Origin of the sequence: Inhella sp. (assembly GCF_041912635.1) — a bacterium.
Taxonomy (GTDB): domain Bacteria; phylum Pseudomonadota; class Gammaproteobacteria; order Burkholderiales; family Burkholderiaceae_C; genus Inhella.
In genome coordinates this window covers 37,761-59,906 of record NZ_JAYRMO010000025.1, presented here as the reverse complement: position 1 = coordinate 59,906, position 22,146 = coordinate 37,761, and the positions used below count along the sequence as shown (strand labels likewise).

General features: G+C 69.2%; 18 protein-coding genes and 2 tRNA genes. 8 read left to right on the top strand and 12 right to left on the bottom strand.

What is annotated here, in order from left to right:
* Positions 1 to 64: 64 nt before the first annotated feature.
* Positions 65 to 2,314: a bifunctional (p)ppGpp synthetase/guanosine-3',5'-bis(diphosphate) 3'-pyrophosphohydrolase gene (locus ACE3QP_RS15075; RefSeq protein ID WP_374437309.1), complete on the top strand. Its 2,250-nt coding sequence runs from the start codon at positions 65 to 67 to the stop codon at positions 2,312 to 2,314.
* On the opposite strand, the gene greB is transcribed toward ACE3QP_RS15075, so the two are convergent.
* The 7 genes from greB to hemC form a co-directional block, all read right to left on the bottom strand.
* Positions 2,304 to 2,867 (bottom strand): transcription elongation factor GreB, encoded by a 564-nt coding sequence (gene greB / locus ACE3QP_RS15070; protein ID WP_374437308.1) that lies wholly within the window; start codon positions 2,865 to 2,867, stop codon positions 2,304 to 2,306. The two genes, ACE3QP_RS15075 and greB, sit on opposite strands and share 11 nt — an antisense overlap.
* A 54-nt stretch (positions 2,868 to 2,921) precedes the next feature.
* Positions 2,922 to 2,998, bottom strand: a tRNA-Arg gene (locus ACE3QP_RS15065).
* Between the two features lie 63 nt (positions 2,999 to 3,061).
* Positions 3,062 to 3,138: transfer RNA gene (locus ACE3QP_RS15060), tRNA-Arg, on the bottom strand.
* Between the two features lie 38 nt (positions 3,139 to 3,176).
* Positions 3,177 to 4,424: a heme biosynthesis HemY N-terminal domain-containing protein gene (locus ACE3QP_RS15055; protein ID WP_374437307.1), complete on the bottom strand. Its 1,248-nt coding sequence runs from the start codon at positions 4,422 to 4,424 to the stop codon at positions 3,177 to 3,179.
* Positions 4,424 to 5,500: a uroporphyrinogen-III C-methyltransferase gene (locus ACE3QP_RS15050; protein WP_374437306.1), complete on the bottom strand. Its 1,077-nt coding sequence runs from the start codon at positions 5,498 to 5,500 to the stop codon at positions 4,424 to 4,426. The genes ACE3QP_RS15055 and ACE3QP_RS15050 overlap by 1 nt, the downstream gene beginning before the upstream one ends.
* Positions 5,501 to 5,510: 10 nt before the next feature.
* Positions 5,511 to 6,257, bottom strand: coding sequence for a uroporphyrinogen-III synthase (locus tag ACE3QP_RS15045; protein ID WP_374437304.1), 747 nt, complete (start codon positions 6,255 to 6,257; stop codon positions 5,511 to 5,513).
* On the bottom strand, positions 6,257 to 7,177 hold the full coding sequence (hemC, locus tag ACE3QP_RS15040; RefSeq protein WP_374437302.1) for a hydroxymethylbilane synthase: 921 nt from the start codon (positions 7,175 to 7,177) through the stop codon (positions 6,257 to 6,259). Before hemC ends, ACE3QP_RS15045 begins: the two co-directional genes overlap by 1 nt.
* A 112-nt stretch (positions 7,178 to 7,289) precedes the next feature.
* Here hemC and ppc point away from each other — a divergent pair, with 112 nt between their 5' ends.
* From ppc to ACE3QP_RS15010, 6 genes are all read left to right on the top strand, one after another.
* Entirely contained in the window at positions 7,290 to 10,118 is a 2,829-nt protein-coding gene (gene ppc / locus ACE3QP_RS15035) for a phosphoenolpyruvate carboxylase (RefSeq protein WP_374437300.1), read from the top strand.
* Between the two features lie 104 nt (positions 10,119 to 10,222).
* Positions 10,223 to 11,086 (top strand): hypothetical protein, encoded by an 864-nt coding sequence (locus ACE3QP_RS15030; RefSeq protein WP_374437298.1) that lies wholly within the window; start codon positions 10,223 to 10,225, stop codon positions 11,084 to 11,086.
* A complete protein-coding gene (locus tag ACE3QP_RS15025; protein ID WP_374437296.1) occupies positions 11,083 to 11,955 on the top strand; it encodes a DUF3365 domain-containing protein in 873 nt (290 codons plus the stop codon). Before ACE3QP_RS15030 ends, ACE3QP_RS15025 begins: the two co-directional genes overlap by 4 nt.
* Positions 11,955 to 13,340, top strand: a complete 1,386-nt coding sequence (locus ACE3QP_RS15020; protein ID WP_374437295.1) for a serine/threonine-protein kinase — start codon at positions 11,955 to 11,957, stop codon at positions 13,338 to 13,340. Before ACE3QP_RS15025 ends, ACE3QP_RS15020 begins: the two co-directional genes overlap by 1 nt.
* Before the next feature lie 40 nt (positions 13,341 to 13,380).
* Complete coding sequence (locus ACE3QP_RS15015; RefSeq protein WP_374437329.1) at positions 13,381 to 14,103, top strand: PKD domain-containing protein; 723 nt, start codon at positions 13,381 to 13,383, stop codon at positions 14,101 to 14,103.
* A gap of 207 nt (positions 14,104 to 14,310) precedes the next feature.
* Positions 14,311 to 14,646: a WD40/YVTN/BNR-like repeat-containing protein gene (locus tag ACE3QP_RS15010; protein WP_374437293.1), complete on the top strand. Its 336-nt coding sequence runs from the start codon at positions 14,311 to 14,313 to the stop codon at positions 14,644 to 14,646.
* A 9-nt stretch (positions 14,647 to 14,655) separates the two neighbouring features.
* Here the strand turns inward: ACE3QP_RS15010 and ACE3QP_RS15005 are convergent, their stop codons facing one another.
* From ACE3QP_RS15005 to ACE3QP_RS14990, 4 genes are all read right to left on the bottom strand, one after another.
* Complete coding sequence (locus tag ACE3QP_RS15005; protein ID WP_374437292.1) at positions 14,656 to 16,044, bottom strand: DUF1501 domain-containing protein; 1,389 nt, start codon at positions 16,042 to 16,044, stop codon at positions 14,656 to 14,658.
* A gap of 12 nt (positions 16,045 to 16,056) precedes the next feature.
* A complete protein-coding gene (locus tag ACE3QP_RS15000; RefSeq protein ID WP_374437290.1) occupies positions 16,057 to 17,859 on the bottom strand; it encodes a DUF1800 family protein in 1,803 nt (600 codons plus the stop codon).
* A gap of 62 nt (positions 17,860 to 17,921) precedes the next feature.
* Positions 17,922 to 18,560, bottom strand: a complete 639-nt coding sequence (locus tag ACE3QP_RS14995; protein WP_374437289.1) for a 3-oxoacid CoA-transferase subunit B — start codon at positions 18,558 to 18,560, stop codon at positions 17,922 to 17,924.
* Between the two features lies 1 nt (position 18,561).
* A complete protein-coding gene (locus ACE3QP_RS14990) occupies positions 18,562 to 19,257 on the bottom strand; it encodes a CoA transferase subunit A (RefSeq protein WP_374437287.1) in 696 nt (231 codons plus the stop codon).
* Positions 19,258 to 19,412: 155 nt separating this feature from the next.
* Between ACE3QP_RS14990 and ACE3QP_RS14985 the strand changes: the two genes are divergently transcribed.
* Positions 19,413 to 21,323, top strand: coding sequence for a radical SAM protein (locus ACE3QP_RS14985; RefSeq protein WP_374437285.1), 1,911 nt, complete (start codon positions 19,413 to 19,415; stop codon positions 21,321 to 21,323).
* Here ACE3QP_RS14985 and ACE3QP_RS14980 read toward each other — a convergent pair.
* Positions 21,313 to 22,020 carry a TonB family protein gene (locus ACE3QP_RS14980; RefSeq protein WP_374437284.1) on the bottom strand — a complete coding sequence of 236 codons (708 nt, stop codon included), beginning with the start codon at positions 22,018 to 22,020 and terminating at the stop codon, positions 21,313 to 21,315. The two genes, ACE3QP_RS14985 and ACE3QP_RS14980, sit on opposite strands and share 11 nt — an antisense overlap.
* Between the last annotated feature and the right edge of the window lie 126 nt (positions 22,021 to 22,146).

Genomic DNA, 22,146 nt, shown 5'->3' with positions numbered 1-22,146 from the left:
TTTCTGTTTTTTCGCTTGGCACCGCACTCCAAAACTGGCACGGGCCATCGAGTAAATTCGACGCATGCTGCGCACTTTTGCCGCTGTCCGCTGGCCGGGCAGCCGCCCCAACCGTCCCACGAACGAGACCCCGGCCACCCATGCGGCCTCGTTCGAGGTACTGGCGCCGCACCTGAACTACCTCAGCAAGGCTGACATCAAGCGCGTGCGTGAGGCGTTTCGCTTCGCTGACAACGCCCACCTGGGTCAACTGCGCGCCAGCGGCGAGCCCTACATCACGCACCCTCTGGCGGTGGCAGGCATCTGCGCCGAATGGCGACTGGACGCCCAGGCCATCATGGCCGCGCTGATGCACGACGCCATGGAGGATTGCGGCGTCACCAAGGTCGAGCTGATCGAGAAGTTCGAGGCCCCGACTGCCGAGCTGGTCGATGGCCTCACCAAGCTGGACAAGCTGCAGTTCTCCACCAAGGAGGAGTCGCAGGCCGAGTCGTTCCGCAAGATGCTGCTGGCGATGGCGCGCGACGTGCGCGTGATTCTGATCAAGCTGGCCGACCGCCTGCACAACATGCGCACGATGGACGCGATGGCACCCGCCAAGCAGCGACGCATCGCGCGCGAGACGCTCGAAATTTTTGCGCCCATCGCGCACCGGCTTGGTCTGAACCAGACCTACCGGGAGCTGCAGGACCTCAGCTTCCGCTACGAACACCCCTGGCGCCATGCGCTGCTCGAAAAGGCCGTGGGCAAGGCGCGGGGTCATCGGCGCGATCTGGTCGCGCGCATTGAACAGGACGTGCGCAAGTCCTTCGCCAAGGCCAGCTTGAATGTGGATGTGCAGGGCCGGGAAAAGACCCTGTATTCGATCTACCGAAAGATGCGCGACAAGCACCTGAGCTTTGCCCAGGTCAGCGACATCTTCGGTTTCCGCATCGTTGTGGACGAGCTGCCGCAGTGCTATCTGGCCTTGGGCGTGTTGCACCAGCTCTACAAGCCGCAGCCCGGACGCTTCAAGGACTACATCGCCATCCCCAAGCCGAACGGCTACCAGAGCCTGCACACGACGCTCGTCTCGCCCCTCGGAACCGCGGTGGAGTTCCAGATCCGCACCGAGGCCATGCACCAGGTGGCCGAACAGGGCGTGGCGGCGCACTGGCTCTACAAGACCAAGGGCAAGGGGACCGATGCGCAATCACTCGGCTCGCGCCTGCTGCAGTCGCTGCTGGACATCCAGAACGAGACACGCGACGCGCGCGAGTTTCTGGAGCATGTGCGCATCGATCTGTTCCCGGATTCGGTCTACGTCTTCACGCCGCGCTCGCGCATCCTCGCCCTGCCCAAGGGCGCAACGCCCGTCGACTTCGCCTACGCCATCCACTCCGACATCGGTGACCATTGCGTGGCCGCCCAGGTCAATGGCGAAATGGTGCCGCTGCGCACCGAACTGCGCAGCGGTGATGTGGTGGAGATCGTCACGGCGCCCAGTGCCCGCCCGAACCCCGCGTGGCTGAGCTTCGTGCGCACCGGCCGGGCGCGCAGCAAGATCCGCCACCACCTCAAGACCCTGGCGCACGAGGAATCGCGCGAACTGGGGCTGAAACTACTGGCACAGGCCCTGCGTGCCGAAGGCATGGCGCTCCCGGCCCTGGAAGGTGAGTCCGCGCCGCTGTGGCAGAACCTGGCGCGTTGGGCCGGGCATCGCAATGCCGACGAGTTGCTGATGGAAATCGGCGTCGGTCGCAAGATCGCCAGCATGGTGGCCAAGCAACTCTCGCGCATGCTGGTTGAGTCCGGTCAGCGCCCGGACACCGTGCTGCTCAGCATGGGGCGCTTTGCCGAAGACGAGAGCGCCCAGGCGGCCGTGGTGTTACTGGATGGCAGCGAGGGCGCATCCGTGCGCTACGCCAGTTGCTGCCGCCCGATTCCGGGCGATGAAATTCGGGGCTATCTGGGCCGGGGTGAAGGGCTGCTGGTGCACACCGCCGAATGCCAGACCGGTCGGCGCGTGTTCCAGCGCGACAGCGAGCACTGGATCGATGTGGCCTGGGCGGACGAGCTTCAGCACCCCTTTGAGGCCGAGGTCGGTGTGCTGATGAACAACGTCAAGGGCGCACTGGCGCAAGTGGCGGCGGGCGTCAGCCAGGCCGAAGCCGACATCACCCACGTGGAGATGAACAAGGACTCGGACGTGGCCCGCGAAACCGCGGAGATGCGCATGCTGATCGCCGTGCGCGACCGCCATCACCTGGCCGATGTGCTGCGTGTGGTGCGCCGGGTCTCGCCCGTGATGCGCGTGTGGCGCATCAAGCCCTAGTCGGGTAGCTCACTTCCAGCACTTCGAGCGCTTCGTCGCCGCCCGGAGTGCGCAGCACCACTTCGTCGCCCACGCGCGCGCGCAACAGGGCGCGCGCCACCGGGGCCACCCAGCTGATCTCGCCGGCCAGGCTGTCGGCCTCGTCAACGCCCTTGATGGTGACCGTGCGCTCTTCGCCGCGCGAATTGGCGAAAGTGACGGTAGCGCCAAAGAACACCTGTTCGCTGCCGTGATGCACGCTGGGGTCAACGACCTCGGCAATTTCCAGGCGCTTGGTCAGGAAGCGGATGCGCCGGTCGATTTCGCGCAAGCGCTTCTTGCCGTACAGGTAGTCGCCGTTCTCGCTGCGGTCCCCGTTCGAGGCCGCCCAGTGCACGATCTCCACCACCCGAGGTCGCTCCTCATCGAGCAGGTGCAACAACTCGGCACGCAGCCGCGCGTGGCCCGCAGGCGTCATGTAGTTGCGCTGACCGGGAGGCAGGGGCGGCAGCGCGGGTGCATCGCCGTCTTCGGCGTCGTCCGCATCGCTTTCGCGTGTGAAGGCCTTGCTCATGTCGATTCGACAAAGAAAAACGGGTCGATGCGAAGCATCGACCCGTTCAGATGTTGGCGCGGCTGGCAGGATTCGAACCCACGACCCCTTGGTTCGTAGCCAAGTACTCTATCCAACTGAGCTACAGCCGCTTTGCATAAACCCGGCGGGCCGGGATCTGCGATTTCTAATTTCTTCTTGATTCCAACAATTTCTGGCGCGGCTGGCAGGATTCGAACCCACGACCCCTTGGTTCGTAGCCAAGTACTCTATCCAACTGAGCTACAGCCGCCGAAAGACAGAGACTATAACAAGAAATTTGAATGATCATCAAGTGGCGCGCGCTGCTTTTTCCAAGCAATGCAACCGCTGCTCGCTGTCTTCGAACTGTTCGGCCAGCTCCGCCATGCGCAGCCAGGCGCGGCGGCGCTGGTTGGCGCTGAGGCGCTGCTCTTCGGCTGCCGTGCCCAAGACTTGCCGCGCCTTGCCCCAGAGCTGCAATTCGGCCAGTGTGTGGCCCAGGGCCAGCGGCAGTTGCACATTGCGCGGGAAGCGCGCAACCGCCTCTTCCAGGCGCGCCAGCCAATCGGCCCCGATGCCCGACGTGCACAAGGCCAGCGCATCGGCCAGCACGCCGCGCTCTTCCTCGCTGAGTTGGGAGAGCTGATCCCAGAGCGGCCGAATCCAGGCGCGTGCATCGGCCGCGGCACCCTGCGCGGCCATGGTCTCGGCGGCGCGCGCCACCACGAAGGGGTCACGCCGGTCGCTCGCATCCAGTTGCAGCCACAGGCCGCGCAACTGGTCGGCATCGCGCGCACTGGCCAGCACATCGAAAGCCAGCGAGCGCATCAGACTCTGCGCCACTCCGGCGGAAAAGCCCTGGTGTTTGGCCAACAGACGCGCGGTGCGCAGGGCCTCCAGCGGGCGCTCGGCCATGCGGGCCGCCTGCAGCCGCAGGCGCAAGGCCTGCGTGCGGCGTGCGGCACCCGCCGGCAACTCGGCCAGCAGGTCGAGTGCACGGGGCGCGTCGCGGTCGTCCAGGGCCCAGCCCACGGCCATCAGCCGGGCGGCCTCCTCATGGGCGCGCGCTTGGCCCTGGCTGGCGCACAGCCGCAGCGCGGTATCCCACTGCTCCTGGCGTCGCGTGCGGTCCTGCAAGCGGTGCGCAGCCTCGGCCGCCAACAAGTGCGCCAGCGCCAAAGCACCGGCATCGGCCTGCAATTCGGGGGTCTTTGCATTCAGCGTGAGCAGGCGCTGCACCACGCGCTGGGCACGCGAAAAACGCGCGCCCCAGAGCGACACCAGCGCCTCGCGCAGCAGCTGCTGCGCGCCGCGATCGCGCTGGGCCAGACGCCAGGCGCGCGCGCGCTCAGGCAGGCCGAACAGCAGGCTCAGGGTATGCAGCAGGGCAAACACCAGCAGGCAGGCGCCCACCAGCAGCAGCAAAAAGAGGTTCAGCGACAGGTCGACGCGCCAACCGGACCAGAACAGGCTGACCAGGCCATCGTTGCGCCCAAGCGTCAGCGCCGCCACCGCGGCAGCGGTGAACAGCAGGATCAACCAGACGATGCCGCGCATCAGCGCACACCCGCCACGGCGGCCAGGGCGGCCAGACTGTCCTCCGGCCGGGGCAGCTGGATGGGCCGAGCCTGGCCCTGCACCTGACGCAGCAGCTCCATGGCCAACTGGGTACGGCGCTGGCGGGCGTCCGCGTAGCGCTCCACCAGGCCCAGTGCGGCACGCAGATCGGCCTGTGCGCCTTCGTACTGCCGCGACATCAGCGCCAGGCGGGCGTTCAACAGGCGCAGCTTGAGGTTCTCACGCAGGAAATAGCTCTGCTCGGGCGCGATCAGCATGGCGTCGGCGTGCTCAATGCGGGTCACCCGCACCAGGTCCTTGACCTCGCTCCAGGCCTCACCCGCGCGCAGGCCGAGCCAGCGCTGCCATTCCTGCCAGCGCGGCTCCGGTGCACTGGCCGGCTTGGCCGGCGCCGAGGCGGGCGCCGCGCGCTGCAGGCGCTGCGGCTCAACCAGCAGGGGCAGCTCGTCCACCAGGCGCGTCACTTCATCGAGGCGGAGTGCCAATGTGGCGTTGTCCACCGCGCCCACGGCCTTCACGCGATCGAGGTCGCGCAGCATGGCGCGGCGCACGCCCTCCAGGCGCGGTTGCTTGTGGCGCTGCAGGCGTTCTTCCCCCTGCTTGAGCGCCGTCACCAGCGGCTCGGCGCTGGCAAAAAGCTGCGCCTGCTGGCTGGCCAGGCGCAGGCTGGCTTCCAGATCGCCGACGACGTTCTCGTCGCGCGAGCGCGAAAGCGATGAGAGCAGCTCTTCCAGCTGGCTGCGCTGCACCGCCACCTCGGCCAGACGCGCCTCGGCCAAGGCCAGCTTGGCAGCCAGGTCGCGCACCTGTTCCTGGGTTTGCTGGGCCGCCTGGCGGGCTTCACCGGCAAGGCTCTGCGTGCCGGCCTGGCGGCGCACCAACTCCTGCTCCAGTTCGCGTACCCGGGTCTGTGACTGCCAGGCCAGGCCCAGCGCGGCCAGGCTCAGGCCGGCCAGCACGGCCCCCATCCACCAGGGGGCTGCGGGTGCGCGCGGGCCCGGGCTGGCGGGCGCAACGGGGCTGGGTTCGGGGGATTGGGGGGTCTCGGCGGACATCCGGAAGATTCTAGGCAGCGGCCCAGTGCCGCCAGGCCTGGGCGACGGCCTCGGGGTCGGCGCGCAGTTCCTGCACCGCAAGCCCGGCCTTGCGCGCCACGGCGGCAATGCGCGGGTGCGAGGCCAGCACCGTGGCACCGGGGCCAAACACGTCGAGCTGCAGCCCGTGCTCCAGCGACTGGGTGCTCGTCAGCAGCCACAACGCCGGCTGCCCACGTAAGGCCTGGGCCTGCCGAGCCCAGTCGCCCTCCGCAGGTGGCGCCATGCGGCGGTAGACCGACATGGCCCGCACCCTGGCGCCCTGCTCCACCAGGCGTTCGGCCAGCCATTCGCGGCCGCCATCGCCGCGCAGCAGCAGCACATCCGCATCGCGCCAGCCGCCCAGTTGCTCCAGCAGCGGCCAGAGGGATTCGGACTCGAAGCGTTCGCTGTCCTCGGGGGGGCACAGCACTTGGCTAACACCCCGCTCGCGCAAGGCGTGCGCAGTGCCGGGCCCGACGCAGGCGGCCGAGGTGGAAGGCGGCCAGCAGGACCAATCGCCTGCGTCGAGTGCCGTCACCGCACTGGGGCTGACGAAGACGGCGAGGCGCGGCGCCTGCTGCAGGGCGGACCAGGCCTTGACCACAGCGTCCGGGTCGGCCGCGGGGCCGATGGCGATCAGGGGCAGTCCTTGCACCGGCACGCCGAGCGCCTGCAGCGCATTGCACCAACGCGCCTGCTGGGCCTGCGGTGCCGTCAGCACCAGGGGGCCGCGCATCAGGCGGGGAGCTGGGCGCCCTGGTCCAGCAAGGCCTGGGCCGCGCGGGCGCCCAAGGCCTCGGCGGCGGCTTGGTCGGCGGCCGGCCCGCTCACTTGGGCGCGCAGCAGCGCACCCTGTTCCCCCTCAGGCGCCCCCAAGGCCACGTTCAAGAAGAGTGCACCGCCCTGCCATTGCGCATGGGCGGCCAGCGGCATGGAGCAGCTGCCCCCCAGGCGGCGCGAAACCTCGCGCTCGGCCGCGCAGGCCAGCCAGGTCGGCGTGTGCGCCAGGCTGGCCAGGCGCTCGCGCAGCGCGTGGTCGCCCGCGCGCACCTCGATGCCCAGCGCGCCTTGGCCGGCGCAGGGGATCAGTTCGTCCAGCGCAAAGTGCGAGCGGATGCGAGTGCCAAGTTCCAGGCGCTTCAGGCCAGCAGCGGCCAGCACGATGGCGTCAAAGCCGCCTTCGTCGAGCTTGCGCAGGCGCGTGTCCAGATTGCCGCGCAGCGGCAGGATTTCCAAATCGGGCCGGCGTGCCTTGAGCTGGCTGGCACGGCGCAGGCTGGAGGTACCCACCCTGGCGCCTTGCGGCAGCTCATCCAGCTTGGCATAGCCGGGGCTGACGAAGGCATCGCGGGGGTCCTCGCGCTCCATCACGCAAGCCAAGGCAAAGGCATCCGGCAGGGCCATCGGCACGTCCTTGAGCGAATGCACGGCCAGATCGGCCTCGCCCAGTTCCAGCGCCACCTCCAATTCCTTGACGAACAAGCCCTTGCCGCCCACCTTGGAGAGGCTGCGGTCGAGGATCTCGTCACCGCGCGTGCTCAGCGGCACCAGTTCCACCTGCACGCCCCATTCGGCCTGCAGACGGTCCCGCACATGCTCGGCCTGCCACAGGGCCAGACGGCTTTTGCGGGTGGCAATTCTCAGGATTTCGCTCATGGCCAGGATGCTATCTGGCAGGCGAAGGCGGCTTCGCCTTGGGGAGGAAACTCTTGCCGAACGTCAAAGTAACTCGGTTACATTGTTTTGGCCTTTTCAAGTTACATCGACCATGCCACGCCCTGCCCGCTCCAAAGCACCCGCTGCCCAACCTGAAGCCGACAAGGATCAGCCGCTGCGCGAGGACATTCGCCTGCTCGGACGCCTGCTCGGCGAGGTGATCCGCGACCAGGAAGGCCGCGAGGCCTTCGAACTGGTGGAGCGCATCCGCCAGCTCTCGGTGGCCTGGCGGCGCGGGCAGGATCAGCAGGCCGGCCGCCAGTTTGATCGCCTGCTCAAGGGCCTCTCGGCCGATCAGGCGGTGATGGTGATCCGCGCCTTCAGCTACTTCTCGCACCTGGCGAACCTGGCCGAGGACCGCCACCATGTGCGCCGGCGCGAGCACCACGAGCGCGCCGGGCATTTGCAGGCCGGCTCGCTGGCCTACAGCCTGGAGGCCCTGCACAGCGCCGGCGTGCGGCCGGTGGAGATTGGCGCCCTGCTGCAGCGCGCGCACATCTCGCCGGTGCTGACGGCCCACCCCACCGAGGTGCAGCGCAAGTCCATCCTGGACGCCGAGCGCGCCATCGCCCACCTGCTGGCGCAGCGCGACGCGCCTTTGAGCGAACGCGAGCAGCGTGCCAACGAGGAGCTGATGCGCGCCCGCATCACCCAGCTGTGGCAGACGCGCATGCTGCGTTACTCGAAGCTGACGGTGGCGGACGAGATCGAGAACGCGCTTTCCTACTACCCGGCCACCTTCCTGAGCGAAATTCCGCGCCTGTACGCCGAACTGGAAGCCGCCCTGCCCGGCCAGCAGCTGCCCGCCTTCCTTCGCATGGGCCACTGGATTGGCGGCGACCGCGACGGCAACCCGAATGTGGGCGCCGCCACGCTGCGCCATGCGCTGAAGCGCCAGAGCGAAGTGGTGCTGCGCCATTACCTCACCGAGCTGCACGAGCTGGGCGCCGAGCTTTCGATCTCGGCGCGCCTGGCGCGCATCACGCCCGAGATGCAAGCCCTGGCCGAACGCAGCCCGGACCGCAACGAGCACCGCCTGGACGAGCCCTACCGCCGCGCGCTGACCGGCATGTACGCGCGCCTGGCCGCCACCCTGCACGAGCTGACCGGCACCGAGGCCCTGCGCCATGCCGTGGCACCGCAGGACGCCTACCGCGACCCCGAGGAGCTGCTGGCCGATCTGCGCACCATCGAGGCTTCTCTGCGCCATCACCATGCGGATGCCTTGATCGCCCCGCGCCTGACGCCGCTGATGCGGGCCCTCAGCGTGTTCGGCTTCCACCTCGCCACCCTGGACCTGCGCCAGAGCAGCGACCAGCACGAGGCCGTGGTGGCCGAGCTGCTGCTGGCCGCGCGCATCGAGCCTGAATACAGCGCACTCGACGAACTGGCCAAGCGCGCCCTGCTGCTGCGCCTGCTGGGCGAGGCGCGGCCGCTACGCGTCATCGGCCACGCCTACAGCGAGAAGTCCCTGGGTGAGCTGGCGGTGTTCGAGGCCGCCCAGGAAGCCCTGCAGCGCTTTGGCCGCGACGCCATCCGCCACGCCATCATTTCGCACACCGAGTCGGTGTCCGACCTGCTGGAAGTGCTGCTGCTGTGCAAGGAAGTGGGCCTGCTGCGCGGGCGCCTGGGTGAAGACGCGCAGTGCGCGCTGATCGTCTCGCCGCTGTTCGAGACCATTGGCGATCTGCGCGAGGCCCCGGCCATCATGCGTGAGTTCTACGCCCTGCCAGGCATCCCCGAGCTGGTGATGGCCAGCGGCGGCGAGCAGGACGTGATGCTGGGCTACTCCGACTCCAACAAGGACGGCGGCGTCTTCACCAGCAACTGGTCGCTCTACCGCGCCGAGATCGCCCTGGTCGAGCTGTTCGACGAGCTGCGCGCCCGCCATGGCGGGCCGATCCTTCGCCTGTTCCACGGCCGCGGCGGCACCGTGGGCCGCGGCGGCGGCCCGAGCTACCAGGCCATCCTGGCCCAGCCCCCGGGCACGGTGAACGGGCAGATCCGCCTGACCGAGCAGGGCGAGGTGATCGCCTCCAAGTACGCCAACGCCGAGATCGGCCGGCGCAACCTGGAAACCCTGGTGGCCGCCACGCTGGAGGCCAGCCTGCTGCACCCCACGCAGGACGCGCCGGCCAAGTTCCTGGAGGCCGCGCAGCAGCTATCGGACGAAAGCTTCGGCGCCTACCGCCGCCTGGTCTACGAGACCGAAGGCTTTGCTGACTACTTCTTTGCCGCCACGCCGATCCGCGAGATCGCCGAGCTCAACATCGGTTCGCGCCCGGCCAAGCGCCCGGGCAGCGGCGGCGGCCCCAAGGCCATCGAGGGCCTGCGCGCCATCCCCTGGGGCTTCAGCTGGGGCCAGGCCCGCGTGGCCCTGCCGGGCTGGTGCGGCTTCGGCTCGGGCGTGATGGCCTACCTGGGCGAGGAAGGCACGAAGGAACGCACCCAGCGCCTGACCCTGCTGCGCAAGATGCACAAGCAGTGGCCCTTCTTCCGCACCCTGCTCTCCAACCTGGACATGGTGCTGGCCAAGAGCGACTTGGAGCTGGCCGCGCGCTACGTGGAGCTAGTGGAAGACAAGAAGCTGGGCCGGCGCATCTTTGCCGCCATCAAGGCCGAATTCGCGCGCACCGAGGAGGCCCTGAGCCTGATCACCGGCGAAGCCCAGCGCCTGGCCGGCAACCCCTCGCTGGCGCGCTCTATCGCCCACCGCTTCCCCTACATCGACCCGCTGAACCACCTGCAGGTGGAGCTGATGCGGCGCTACCGCCAACTGTCGAGTGACAAGCAGGTCGACCCGACGGTGATGGAGCGCGTGCAGCGCGGCATCCACCTGTCCATCAACGGCATCGCCGCGGGCCTGCGCAACACCGGTTGAACCCAGGGGCGGCCGACAGGCCCTGCCCAGTACGATCCCAGGCTCTTCAAACAGACAGGGAGCGCTCATTGAGCAGGGCTTGGGGTTGCACACGCAGGAGCTGGTTGGCGGCCTGCGCCACCGTTCCGGGGCTGGCAAGCGCGCAAGGAGCTCAAGGCGCTCAGGCCGCTCAGCTCACGCTCACCCTGCTGGAAGGGCCGGCGGCGCTGGTGATTGGCGCGCAGGCCTTTGACGCCCAGGAAGGCCTGCGGCTGGCCGCTGGCGCGCTGATCGAAACCGGGGCCAACACCGGGCTGCTGCGCCTTGAGGGTGCGGATGGCAGCCTGATTGACCTCGGCCCCGGCAGCCGCGCACTGCTGCAGCCGCCCCGGCGCGGTGCCGCATCGCCCGGGCTGTACCTGCTCTCGGGGTGGGTCAAGCTGCAAAGCGGACCCAAGCAGCCGCACGGCGGGCTGCTCAGCCCGCTGCTCGAACTCGAACCCACACCGGGTTCGGTGGTGCTGCAGCTCAGCGCCAGCCAGGTGGCGCTGTTCTGTGAAGGTGGCTCGGTCAAGCTGATCGAACGCGGTGGCGCCAAGGCCCGTCAACTTGTGGCCGCCGGCGCCAGCTACCAGCGCCAGGGCAGCAAGGGCGGCGAGCTGCTGCCCCGCCCGGACCCCGCTTGGCTGCGCACCGTGCCGCGCGCCTTTCGCGACCCCATCCCGCCGCGCCTGGCCCGCTTCAGCGGCCCGGCACCGACGCCCGCCGCCCAACCCGCGCCGCGCTACGAGAACCTGGCCGCCTGGTTGCAGGCGGAACCCGGCCTGCGACGCGAGTTCCCGCGCCGTTTTGCCCCGCTGGTGCGCGACCCCGCCTTCCGCGCGGAAGTCGCCAAGAACCTCGGCGCCCACCCCGAATGGGAGCCGGTGCTCTTTCCCGAACGATTCCAAAAACCTGCCTCGGCCCCCGCCTCCGGAGTTCGCCCATGAAACTGCTCGTCAAGTTCAACCTGCTCTACGTGCTGGCCATGCTGCTGGGCATCGGCTGCAGCGGGCTGATTGCCCGCAACATGCTGCAGGAGAACGCGCGCGAAGAGGTGCTCAACAGCGCCCGCCTGATGATGGACAAGGCCGTGGCCGTACGTGCATACACCAGCAAGCAAATCACCCCGCTGCTGGAAACGCAGATGAAGTATGAGTTCCTGCCGCAGTCGGTGCCCAGCTACTCAGCCGTGGAGGTGCTGGCAGCCGTGCAGGCCAAGCACCCCGAGTTCGCCTACAAGGAAGCCACGCTGAACCCCACCAACCCGCGCGACCGCGCCGTGGGCTGGGAGGTGGACATCGTCAGCCAGTTCCGCAGCAACGGGGAGTTGAAGGAATTCGTCGGCGAGCGCGACACGCCGATGGGTCGCTCGCTCTTCATCTCGCGCCCGCTGCGCATCACCGACCCGGCCTGCCTGCGCTGCCACTCCAGCGTGGAGGCCGCACCCAAGACCATGGTGGACAAATACGGCCCGGCCAACGGCTTTGGCTGGACGCACAACGAGGTGGTGGGGGCGCAGATCATGTCCGTGCCCATGAACCTGCCGCTGGAACGCGCCGAGCGCTCGTTCAAGCTCTTCATCACCGCGCTGGTAGGCGTGTTCGTGGCCGTAGGCGTGCTGCTCAATGTCGCCATCTGGGCCTTCGTGGTGCGCCCGGTCACGCGCCTGTCGGCCTTGGCCGACCGCGTCAGCCAGGGCGACCTGGAAGCGCCCGAGTTCGCCACCGGCTCGAGCGATGAGATCGGCACGCTGGCGCAGTCCTTCGCCCGCATGCGCGCCAGCGTCGTCCAAGCCATGAAGATGTTGGAAAGCTGATGCCGCTGCCTCTTCCTGAGAAGCTCGGCAAGTACCAGATCAGCGGGGTGCTGGGCGAAGGCGCCATGGGCGTCGTCTACAAGGGTTTCGACCCCGACATCGGCCGCGTGGTGGCGCTCAAGACCATTCGCCGCGCGCTCGACGACGGCTCGGACGCGGCGGACTCCATCACTGCGCGCTTTCGCAACGAGGCGCGCGCCGCCGGGCGCCTGCAGCACCCCGGCATCGTGGCGGTGTACGACTTCGGCCAGGACGAGGACGTGGCCTTCATCGCCATGGAGTTCGTTGAGGGCAGCAACCTCTCGCACTACCTGGGCCGCAAGGTGCGCTTCACCGATGAGGACATCCTCAGCGTGATGACCCAGCTGCTGGACGCGCTGGAGCATGCGCACGACCAGGGCGTCTGGCACCGCGACATCAAGCCCGCCAACTTGATGATGACGCGCGGCGGCAAGCTCAAGGTGGCGGACTTCGGCATCGCCCGCATCGAGTCCGCCGGTCTGACGCTGGCCGGCGGCCTGATCGGCACGCCCTCCTACATGGCGCCCGAGCAGTTCCTGGGCAACCCGATCGACCGGCGCGTCGACCTCTACGCCGCCGGCGTGCTGCTCTACCAGCTGCTGACGGGCCAGCAGCCCTTCGTGGGCAGCACCGAGCGCCTGATGCACAAGGTGTTGAACGAAACGCCGCGCCCGCCCTCGACGCTGGAGTTCGGCCTCAGCCGCCCGCCGGGCTATGACGCCATCGTCGCCAAGGCCCTGGCCAAGGACCCGGAGGACCGCTTTGCCAATGCGGCGGCGTTCCGCACGGCCCTCACCCAAGGCATCGGCACGCCGCTGGCCGCGACGGTGTCGGACGCCACCGTCATTGCCGTGCCGCTGCGCCGCCCGCAGGCACCGGTCGACGACAAGACCCAGCTGGTGACGCGCGGCAGCGAAGCCTCCACCGGCGCCGCGCCGCCTCCCACGCATTTCGACGCCAAGGCGCTGAGCCAGGTCGAACAGACGCTCGCGCGCCATGTGGGCCCGCTGGCGTCGGTGATGGTGCGGCGCACCGCGCGCCAAAGTGCCGACCTGCCCGATCTCTGCCAGCGCCTGGCCGAGCAGGTGGCCGATGCCACCGCCCGCAACGCCTTTCTGGAGCAGATCGCGCAAGGGGCTGGCCGCTCCACCGGATCGGCCTCGGCCACCCGCCTGGCAGAGGTGGACCCCGAGCTGCAGGCCAAGGCCGAGAAGCTGCTGGCGCAGCTGATCGGCCCCATCGCCCGGGTGCTGGTGAAGAAGGCCGCCAGCAGCCCACGCGAGGTCTTTGCCGCACGCCTGGCCGAGGCCATCAACGACCCGGTGCAGCGCCAGCGCTTCCTGACCGAGCTGGACCGGCTTTGAGGCGCGGGGCCTTTCAGCCCCCTGACCCAGACACGAGACCATACCGAAGCCTCCGCTCATCACCCTGCAGCTGTCGGGCCTGACCGGCGCGGCCAACGCGCAAGACCTGAGCTGGGATTGGCAGTTCGGCGACAGCGGCACGAGCAACTCGCCCGTGCAGGTCGAGCATCCGTTCGCCCTGCCCGGCCACTACGAGGTTCGCCTGACCCTGCGCAATGGCGCGGGCCAGCAGCGCACGCTGCAGACCCGCGTGGAAGTCGGGCATTTCCAGCGCCTGATCGGTCGGGATTGCAGCCAGCCCGACTCGCGCGCCTGGTGCTGGCAGATGCCCACCCGGGCGGTGCATGAGATCCATGACATCCACTTCGCCGAATCCGGATGGGGCCTGGCGGTTGGCGATGCGGGCCAACTGAGCCGCAGCGAAGATGGCGGGCTGCAGTTCAGCAGCGCGCCCATCGAGTGGCCGCCCGAGTTGCCGGCCGACAGCATCCTCAAGGCCCTGCGCCTGGGGCCGGGTGGGCAAGGCATCGCCCTGTTCGAGCGCGGTGGCTTCTTCAGTGCATCGGGGCAGGAATTGACCCGCCTGGTGCTGAGCAGCCGCGATGACGGCGCCAGCTGGCAGCTACTGGGCGCACCGCTGGCCGATCAACCCAATCAGTTTTGGGAGCACGAGCCGCTGCTGGACAGCGGTGCGTTGCAGTTCGTGCAGGCCGGCACCACCATGGTCTGGGACACGCGCAACGCCGCGGCGGTGCCGATCTAGGTACCCGGCGAGCCCGGCCGGCCGCAGACGCTGCGCCGCAGCGGCGCGGACACCCTGCTGGCCGGCTTCGGCGAGGGGCGCGCCTGGCGCGGGTACGGCTCGGCAGACCTGGGCCGCACCTGGCAGCCCCTGCCCGGCAGCGCGGGCGCCGAGGATGAGCGTCGCCGGACTGACGGCCTCGGCTTCTTCGACGCGCAGACGGGTCTGATGCTCAAGAGCGATGGCAGCATCTGGCGCAGCGAAGACGGCGGCCGCAGCTGGCAGGCCCTGACCCAGGCGGGCGAGCTGCTGCACAGCCAGGACGGCGGCCAGCAATGGGACAAGGCCCGTGCCGAGGGTGCGCTGGAGCGCGCTCGGGTTCGCTTCGATCGCCTGGGGCGCGGCTTGCTGTTCAGCACGCAGGATGGCGGCCAGACATGGCAGCTGCAGCAAAGCGGCAGCGAGCGCCGCCTCGCCACCCTGTTTGCGCTGGACGCCAAGACCGTCTGGATCGCCGGCGGCGCGCCAGAAACCCTGCTGAGCACGGCCACGGGCGGGCGTTGAGCGGGCCCTTCAGGCCGTGAACAGGCCCAGGTCGCGCGCGGCGAAGCGGCCGATGTTGGGAGCGATCCGGGCCAGCTCGCTGTCGGCCACGCCCATCCAGCGCGCCAGCGTGGCGGCCAGTTGGTCCACGCCGGTCGAAGGAATCAGGCGGCCCTGGCCCACGTCGTCGGGCCCGTTGTTGGCCAGCACCGGCCAGTTGCCCCAGAAGCGCTGACCGCGCAGCGCGCCGCCCAACAGCAGCTGGTGGCTGCCCCAGCCGTGGTCGCTGCCATTGCCGTTGCTGGTGAGCGTGCGGCCGAATTCGCTGGCGGTGAAGGTGGTGACCTGATTGGCCACGCCCAGCTCCACCATCGCCGTCTGGAAGGCCGCCAGCGCGCCGCCGATCTGCGTCAGCAGGCCCGGATGGTTGGCCGTCAGGTCGTCGTGGTTGTCAAAACCACCGAGCGAGACCATGAAGACCTGGCGCTGCGCGCCCAGCGCGCCACGCGCGGCGATCAGGCGCGCCACCACCTGCAGCTGGCGCGCCAGGCCCGTGGCCGGGAAGGTGGTTTGCAGCGCACTCGCCCCCGCCAGCGCGGCGGCCACGCGGGCCTCGGCGTCGATGGCGCGGCCGGCCACCTGGGTGATTTCGTTCTGCAGCCAGTGGCCACGCGGCGTGGTCAGCAGGCTGCGCAGCGCCTGCTGGCAGGCGGTGGAGCCAAAGAGCGCGGACTTGACGCCATTGATGGGCACGGCGCCGTTGGTCGAGACCTGGTAGCGGATGGCCTGATCGCCCGCCAGGTAGACGGCGTTGCCACTGGTGCTGATGCAGGTGAAGGCAGCGGTGGCATTGCTGGCCAGGAACAGATCGCCCAGCGCGCCGCCCCAGCCGCGCGTGGCGCCCTCGGCCTCGTTGCTTTGCCAGACGGACTGTTGGTCGTTGTGGGAGAACAGGCGCGGCGGCAGCGGCACCGAGCGCGCCTGGTACTGCGCCTTGCTGGTGGGCGCACGCAGCGGCCCGACGTTCAGCAGCACGCCCATCTGGCCGTTGTCGAACCAGGGCTTGAGCGGCGCCAGCTGCGGCGCCAGCGCGAGTTGGGTGGCGCCGGGCAAGGCCAGGCGCGGCGTCAGGGCCGTGGCGGCCAGGGTGTCGCGGGCCAGGCCCAGGCCGGCGCGCAGCGTGGTGTAGCTGGCGTGGCCGGCGGTGTCGTAGGGGACGACGGTGTTGCTCTGGTCGTTGCCCCCGTAGAGGAAGACGCACACCAGGGCCTTGTAGCCGCCGCTGGCGTCGGCCGCGGCGGCCTCGCCCAGCGCGGCCAGGTTCAGCGCCCAGGGCGCGGCGGCGCCGGCCAGGCCCAGCTGGCTGGCGCGGCGCAGAAAGGCTCGGCGGCGCAGTTCGGGCAGGCGGTTGATGTGCATGGCGGACTGTGCCTACTGCTGAATCAGGTAATCCGGACTGGCCAGTACCAACAGCTGGGCGGCGCGCACGCGGGCGAGCTTGCCGCTGTCGGTGCCGGCACTGATCTGACCCACGGCCGTGGACAGCTGGCTGAGCACAGCGCCCGGAATGGCGTTGGCGGCCAGGTGCAGGTTCAGCGCCGCCAGCAGTGCAGGGGCATCGGCGGCGAGCGGGATCAGGGCCGAGACATCCGGGCGCAGGTCGCCCACGCCATTCGTGATCCAGTTCTGCATGGTGTTCAGGTAGCCGGCGATGCTGCTTTCGTTGAGCAGCTGGAACTCGGGCACGGTAAGAGCCTGCGCGGCCAGCGGCCCGCCCGAGGGCACATAGCCGGGGCGGAAGAAGTTGAAGACCGTGGGACTGCGGAAGGGGCTCTGACCCAGGCGGGTGGCGGGGTCGGAGGTGTCGCCGATGGCCCAAAGGTCGCCCGGCGAGTTCAGTCCCAGGGTGCGCGCCCATTGCACGAAGCGCAGCACCGGTTCGCGCAGTCGTCCCCCATACAGCCCGCCCTGCACCCCGCTGGGTGCGGCGCGGGCCTCGGGGTCCAGCAGCACGGCATGCAAGGTGGCCCTCAGGTCGCCGCGCTGGCCGCGGCCGTTGTCATTGAAGGCCGTCGCCACGCGCGCCACATAGGCCGGGCTGGGGTGGCTCTGGGTGAAGCGCTGGATCAGCTGGCGGCCAATGAAGGGGCCGACGTTCGGGTGGTTGGCCAGGATGTCCAGCGCCTGCTGCAGCGCGGCCGGGCCATCGGCACTGGCGGGGATGGTCTTGCCCAGCACCGACTTGTCTCCTGCCGCAAAGCGGCTGGCCACATGGATCATCGGCCGCTTGACGTACTCGTAGTCGTCGTTGCCGGCGCGGTTGCTGTCCCAGCCAGTGAACACGCGCGCCAGCTGGGTGATGTCGGCCTGCGTGTAGCTTTCCACAGGCTGGCCGCCCGCGCGTTGCGGCGTGCCGTCCGGGTTCAGCAGCAGCAGGCCGATGGAGAACAGCTGCATCACCTCGCGGGCGTAGTTCTCGTCGGGCACGCGGCCGGTGGCCGGGTCTTCCTTGCGGTTGCCGCGCAGGTTCAGGTAGCTGCCCATGGGCACGCTGAAGGTCACCGCCTCCAGCAGCTGGCGGTAGCTGCCAAAGGCATGCTGCTCCAGCAGATCGGCGTAATGCGCAATGGCCAGGCCGCGCCAGGGGATGGGCAGGCCGTTCATCGAAACCACCAGGATCTCGGACAGGGCCAGGGCCATGCGCTGGCGCACCGGGTCGGTAGCGGTCAGCAGCTTGCGCCAGATGGCCGCATCGGCGCCGTTGAAGCTGTTGGTGTTGGCCTCGACGGCAAAGCCTTTGGCCACCATCCAGTCGTAGCGGCTGCTGCCTTCGGGTGGCCGGGCCAGCTGTGCGTCCAGCCAGGCTGCGATGCCCTGCGCCTGCACGGCGGCGATCTCGGCGGGGCGGGCATCCAGCCCGGCCTGCAGCAGGAAGCGCGCGGCCTCGGCCGCGGCAAGGCTGGGGGGTGGTGCCGGTGCAGGTGGGGGCGCCGGCGTGGGAGCCGGGCTGGGCGCGGGGGAAGGGCTTGGCGAAGGTGCCGGCGCCGCTGGTGGGCTGGGTGCAGGCGGCGGGGCCGGTGCGGGGACAGGCGCGGGGGCCGGTGCCCCGCCGCCACCTCCGCCGCAAGCCGTCAGCAATGCGGCGGCGCCCAGTGCGCCCAGCAAGGCCTCCGCGCTCAACTCCGGCGCAGGAACCTCGGCCACTTCCCCTTCAATCGGCACAGGCGCTTGCATGCGCCGAATGTAGAAGCGGCCGCTCTTGGCGGCCGCTTCATTCTGTTAACGCCAGGATCCGGTCAGATCAGCGGCACGCCGGTCTTGCTCTGCACGAACTCGCGCGTCACTTCGGGGGCCAGCTCCACCAGCTTCAGGCCGGCGGGCGTCACGTCCATCACCGCCAGGTCCGTGATGATGCGGTGCACCACGCCCACACCGGTGAGCGGCAGCGTGCACTTGGGCAGGATCTTCAGGTCCTCGGTGCCGTCCTTCTTCTTGGCCACGTGCTCCATCAGCACCACCACGCGGGCCACGCCGGCCACCAGGTCCATGGCGCCACCCATGCCCTTGACCATCTTGCCGGGGATCATCCAGTTGGCCAGGTCGCCGCTGCCGCTGACCTGCATGGCGCCCAGGATGCTCAAGTTGATCTTGCCGCCGCGGATCATGGCGAAGCTGTCGTGGCTGCCGAAGATCGAGCTGCCGGGCAGCGTGGTCACGGTCTGCTTGCCGGCGTTGATGAGGTCGGCATCCACTTCCGCTTCCGTGGGGAAGGGGCCGATGCCCAGCATGCCGTTCTCGCTCTGCAGCCAGACTTCCTTGTCCGCCGGCACATGGTTGGCCACCAGGGTGGGGATGCCGATGCCGAGGTTCACGTAGAAGCCGTCTTCCAGCTCCTGGGCGGCGCGGGCCGCCATTTGGTCTTGGTTCCAGGCCATCTCAGTTCCTCACGGTGCGCTTTTCAATGCGCTTCTCGGGGGTGGGGTTGTGCACGATGCGATGCACGTAGATGCCGGGCAGGTGGATGTCGTCCGGGGCGATCTCGCCCACCTCGACGATCTTCTCCACTTCCACCACGCAGACCTTGCCGGCCATCGCCGCGGCGGGGTTGAAGTTGCGGGCCGTCAGGCGGAAGCGCAGACTGCCGGCCTTGTCGGCCACGTCGGCCTTGATGAGGCTGAGCTCGGGGCGCAGGCTGCGCTCCATCACATAGGTGTGGCCGTCGAATTCGCGCAGCTCCTTGCCTTCGGCCACCAGGGTGCCCACGCCGGTGCGGGTGAAGAAGGCCGGGATGCCGGCGCCGCCGGCGCGCAGCTTCTCGGCCAGCGTGCCCTGGGGCGTGAACTCCAGCTCCAGTTCGCCCGCCAGGTACTGGCGCTCGAACTCCTTGTTCTCGCCCACGTAGGAGGAAATCATCTTCTTGATCTGGCGCGTTTCCAGCAGCTTGCCGAGGCCGAAGCCATCGACGCCGGCGTTGTTGGAAATCGCGGTCAGGTTTTGCGCACCGGTGCGTTGCAGCGCGTCGATCAGCGCCTCGGGAATGCCGCACAGACCGAACCCGCCCACGGCGATCAATTGACCGTCGTGGACGAGGCCCGCCAGTGCCGCATCGGCGCTCGGGTAGAGCTTGTTCATGGGCAGCCTCGTGAAGAGAGGGCGCGAGCTTACGCGAAACCACCCGTAATGCTGCACTGCAACACTGTCCGGGATTCAGGCACACCCCGGCCCCGCCGAAGCCAGGCTTTGCCGGGGCGCAAGCCAGACAATCCGGGCTCAACCCCCTGCCCACCATGACCGAATCGCCCCGGGTGCTGTCGCTCATCCCCCCGATGACGCAGCTCAACACCCCCTACCCCGCCACCGCCTACCTCACCGGCTTCCTGCGCCGCCAGGGCGTGGATGCCCGCCAGGCCGATCTGGCCCTCGCCCTGGTGCTGCACCTGCTCAGCCCGCAGGGCCTGCAGCGCCTGCGCCGTGCGGCCCAGGCGGTGGCCCAGCCCAGCCCCAGCCTGCAGTTCCATCTGCAGGAGGCCGAGCACATCGCCCAGGTCACGCCCCGGGTGCTGGCCTTTCTGCAGGGGCGCGACGCCACGCTGGCGCACCGCATCAACAGCCGCGCTTACTTGCCCGAAGGGCCGCGCTTTGCGCCGGCCGATGCCGGCATCCCCGGCCAGGAAGACGAACCCGACCCGCTGGCCTGGGCCTTCGGCACCCTGGGAGCGCAAGACCGCGCGCGCCACCTGGCCACCCTGTTCCTGAATGACCTGGCCGATGCGATCCGCGAGGCCCTGGACCCGCGCTTCGAGTTCGTGCGCTACGCCGAGCGCCTGGCCATGAGCCAGCCCAGCTTCGACCCGCTGGCCGAGGCCCTGGCGGCGCCACCCACCGTGGTGGATGAAGCGCTGCAGCAGCTCACGCTCGAAACCATCGAAGCGCACCAGCCGCAGGTGGTGTTGCTCTCCTGCCCCTTCCCCGGCAGCGTGTACGGCGCCTTCCGAATCGCCCAGGCGATCCGCCAAGCGCACCCGCACATCACCCTGGTGCTGGGTGGCGGCTACGTGAACACCGAGTTGCGTGAGCTGGCCGAGCCGCGCGTGTTCGACTACTTTGACTTCGTCACCCTGGACGCTGGCGAGCGCGTGCTGCTGGCCCTGCTGGAACACCTCAAGGGAAAACGGGGAAAAAGCCGGCTGGTGCGCACCTTCTGGCGCGAGGAAGGTCAGGTGCGTTACCAGGCTGGCCTGGGCGAACCCGAGGTGCCCTTCGAGGACGTGGGCACGCCCACCTGGGACGGCCTGCCGCTGCAGGACTACCTGAGCCTGCTCGACATGCTCAACCCCATGCACCGGCTGTGGAGCGACGGGCGCTGGAACAAGCTCACCGTGGCCCTGGGCTGCTACTGGAAGAAGTGCAGCTTCTGCGACGTGGGGCTGGACTACATCGGCCGCTACGAGGCCACCACCGCCGAAGTGCTGGCCGACCGCATCGAGGCCATCGTGGCCGAGACCGGCCAGACCGGCTTCCACTTCGTGGACGAGGCCGCCCCGCCCAAGATGCTGAAAGCCCTGGCCGATGAACTGATCCAGCGCCGCCTGGACATCAGCTGGTGGGGCAATGTGCGCTTCGAAAAGACCTTCACCCCGGCCCTGGTGGAAAAGCTCGCTGAGAGCGGCTGCATTGCCATCAGCGGCGGCCTGGAGGTGGCCAGTGACCGGCTGCTGAAGCTGATGAACAAGGGCGTGACGGTGGAGCAGGTGGCACGCGTCACCAAGGCCTTTGCCGACCACGGCGTGCTGGTGCATGCCTACCTGATGTACGGCTTCCCGACCCAGACCGCGCAGGACACCGTCGATGCCCTGGAGTACGTGCGCCAGCTCTTCGAAGAGGGCTGCATCCACAGCGGCTTCTTCCACCGCTTTGCCTGCACCGTGCACTCGCCCGTCGGCCAGAAGCCCGAGGAATTCGGCGTGCAGCTGATCCCGCTGCCGCCCGGAACCTTTGCCAAGAACGACATCGGCTTCATCGACCCCACCGGCGTGGACCACGACCGGCTGGGCCTGGGCCTGAAGCGCGGGCTCTACAACTTCATGCACGGCGTGGGGCTGGATTGGGACGTGCGCCGCTGGTTCGAGGAAATCCGCGTGCCCAAGCCCACCGTCAAGCGCGGGCACATCGCGCGGGCGCTCGGCGTCAGCGCTTGAAGGCGATTTCCACTTCAACCTCCCGGGCGGCCGGCAGGGGCTCGAAGCGCCACTGCAACACCGCGCGCTCGGCCACCTGACCCAGCCGGCGCGGCACGCCTTCCACGGCACGCGCGCTCTGCACCTTCCCGTCGGTGCCCACCATGAAGCGCAGCTTGACCACCGGGCTGCTCGCCCCCAGGGTGGCCTGGATCTGCGGCGTCAGTTCCGGCGCCACGAAGTCCACCAGCTTCAGCTCAACCTCCTGTTCTTCGGGCTCCGGCTCGGGCGTGGGCGGCGGCGCCGCGGCGGCGGGCGGTTGAACCGGCGCCCCAAGCGCAGGGCGGGCCGGGTCTTCCGCCGCCGCACCCTGCGGCCGGCTTGCCTCCGGCACAATTTGCGGCACGGTTGCCGGCGCAGAGGCCAAGCTTGGTGCCGAGGCCTGCGCCGCTGCGACGCCGGGCTCGGGCGCGGCGGGCTTGCTGCGGGCCGTTGGCGTGGCGTCCGAGCGGGCAGGGGCCAGCCTGGGGCTTGGTGCCGCGGCGCTGGGTGCCGCTGCTGGTGCGGCGCTGGGCTTCTTCACCGTCTGGAACTTGATGAAGCTGAACACCTTTTCCGCATCGCGCTTGGCACGCTCGGCGTCGCTCAATCCCTTGCCGCCGTCCTGCGCCAGCGCCGAACCCATGACACCTACCCCCAGCACCCACCACCATCGCATGACATGCCCCTCGTGACGAAGCCCTGGCGGACCGACAGCGGGAACTTAACGTCAGAACGATGACAAGCGCTAGCGCACGGCCCCGCCCCGCGCGCCTGTGCACACGCCGATGGCGCAAAACGCGGG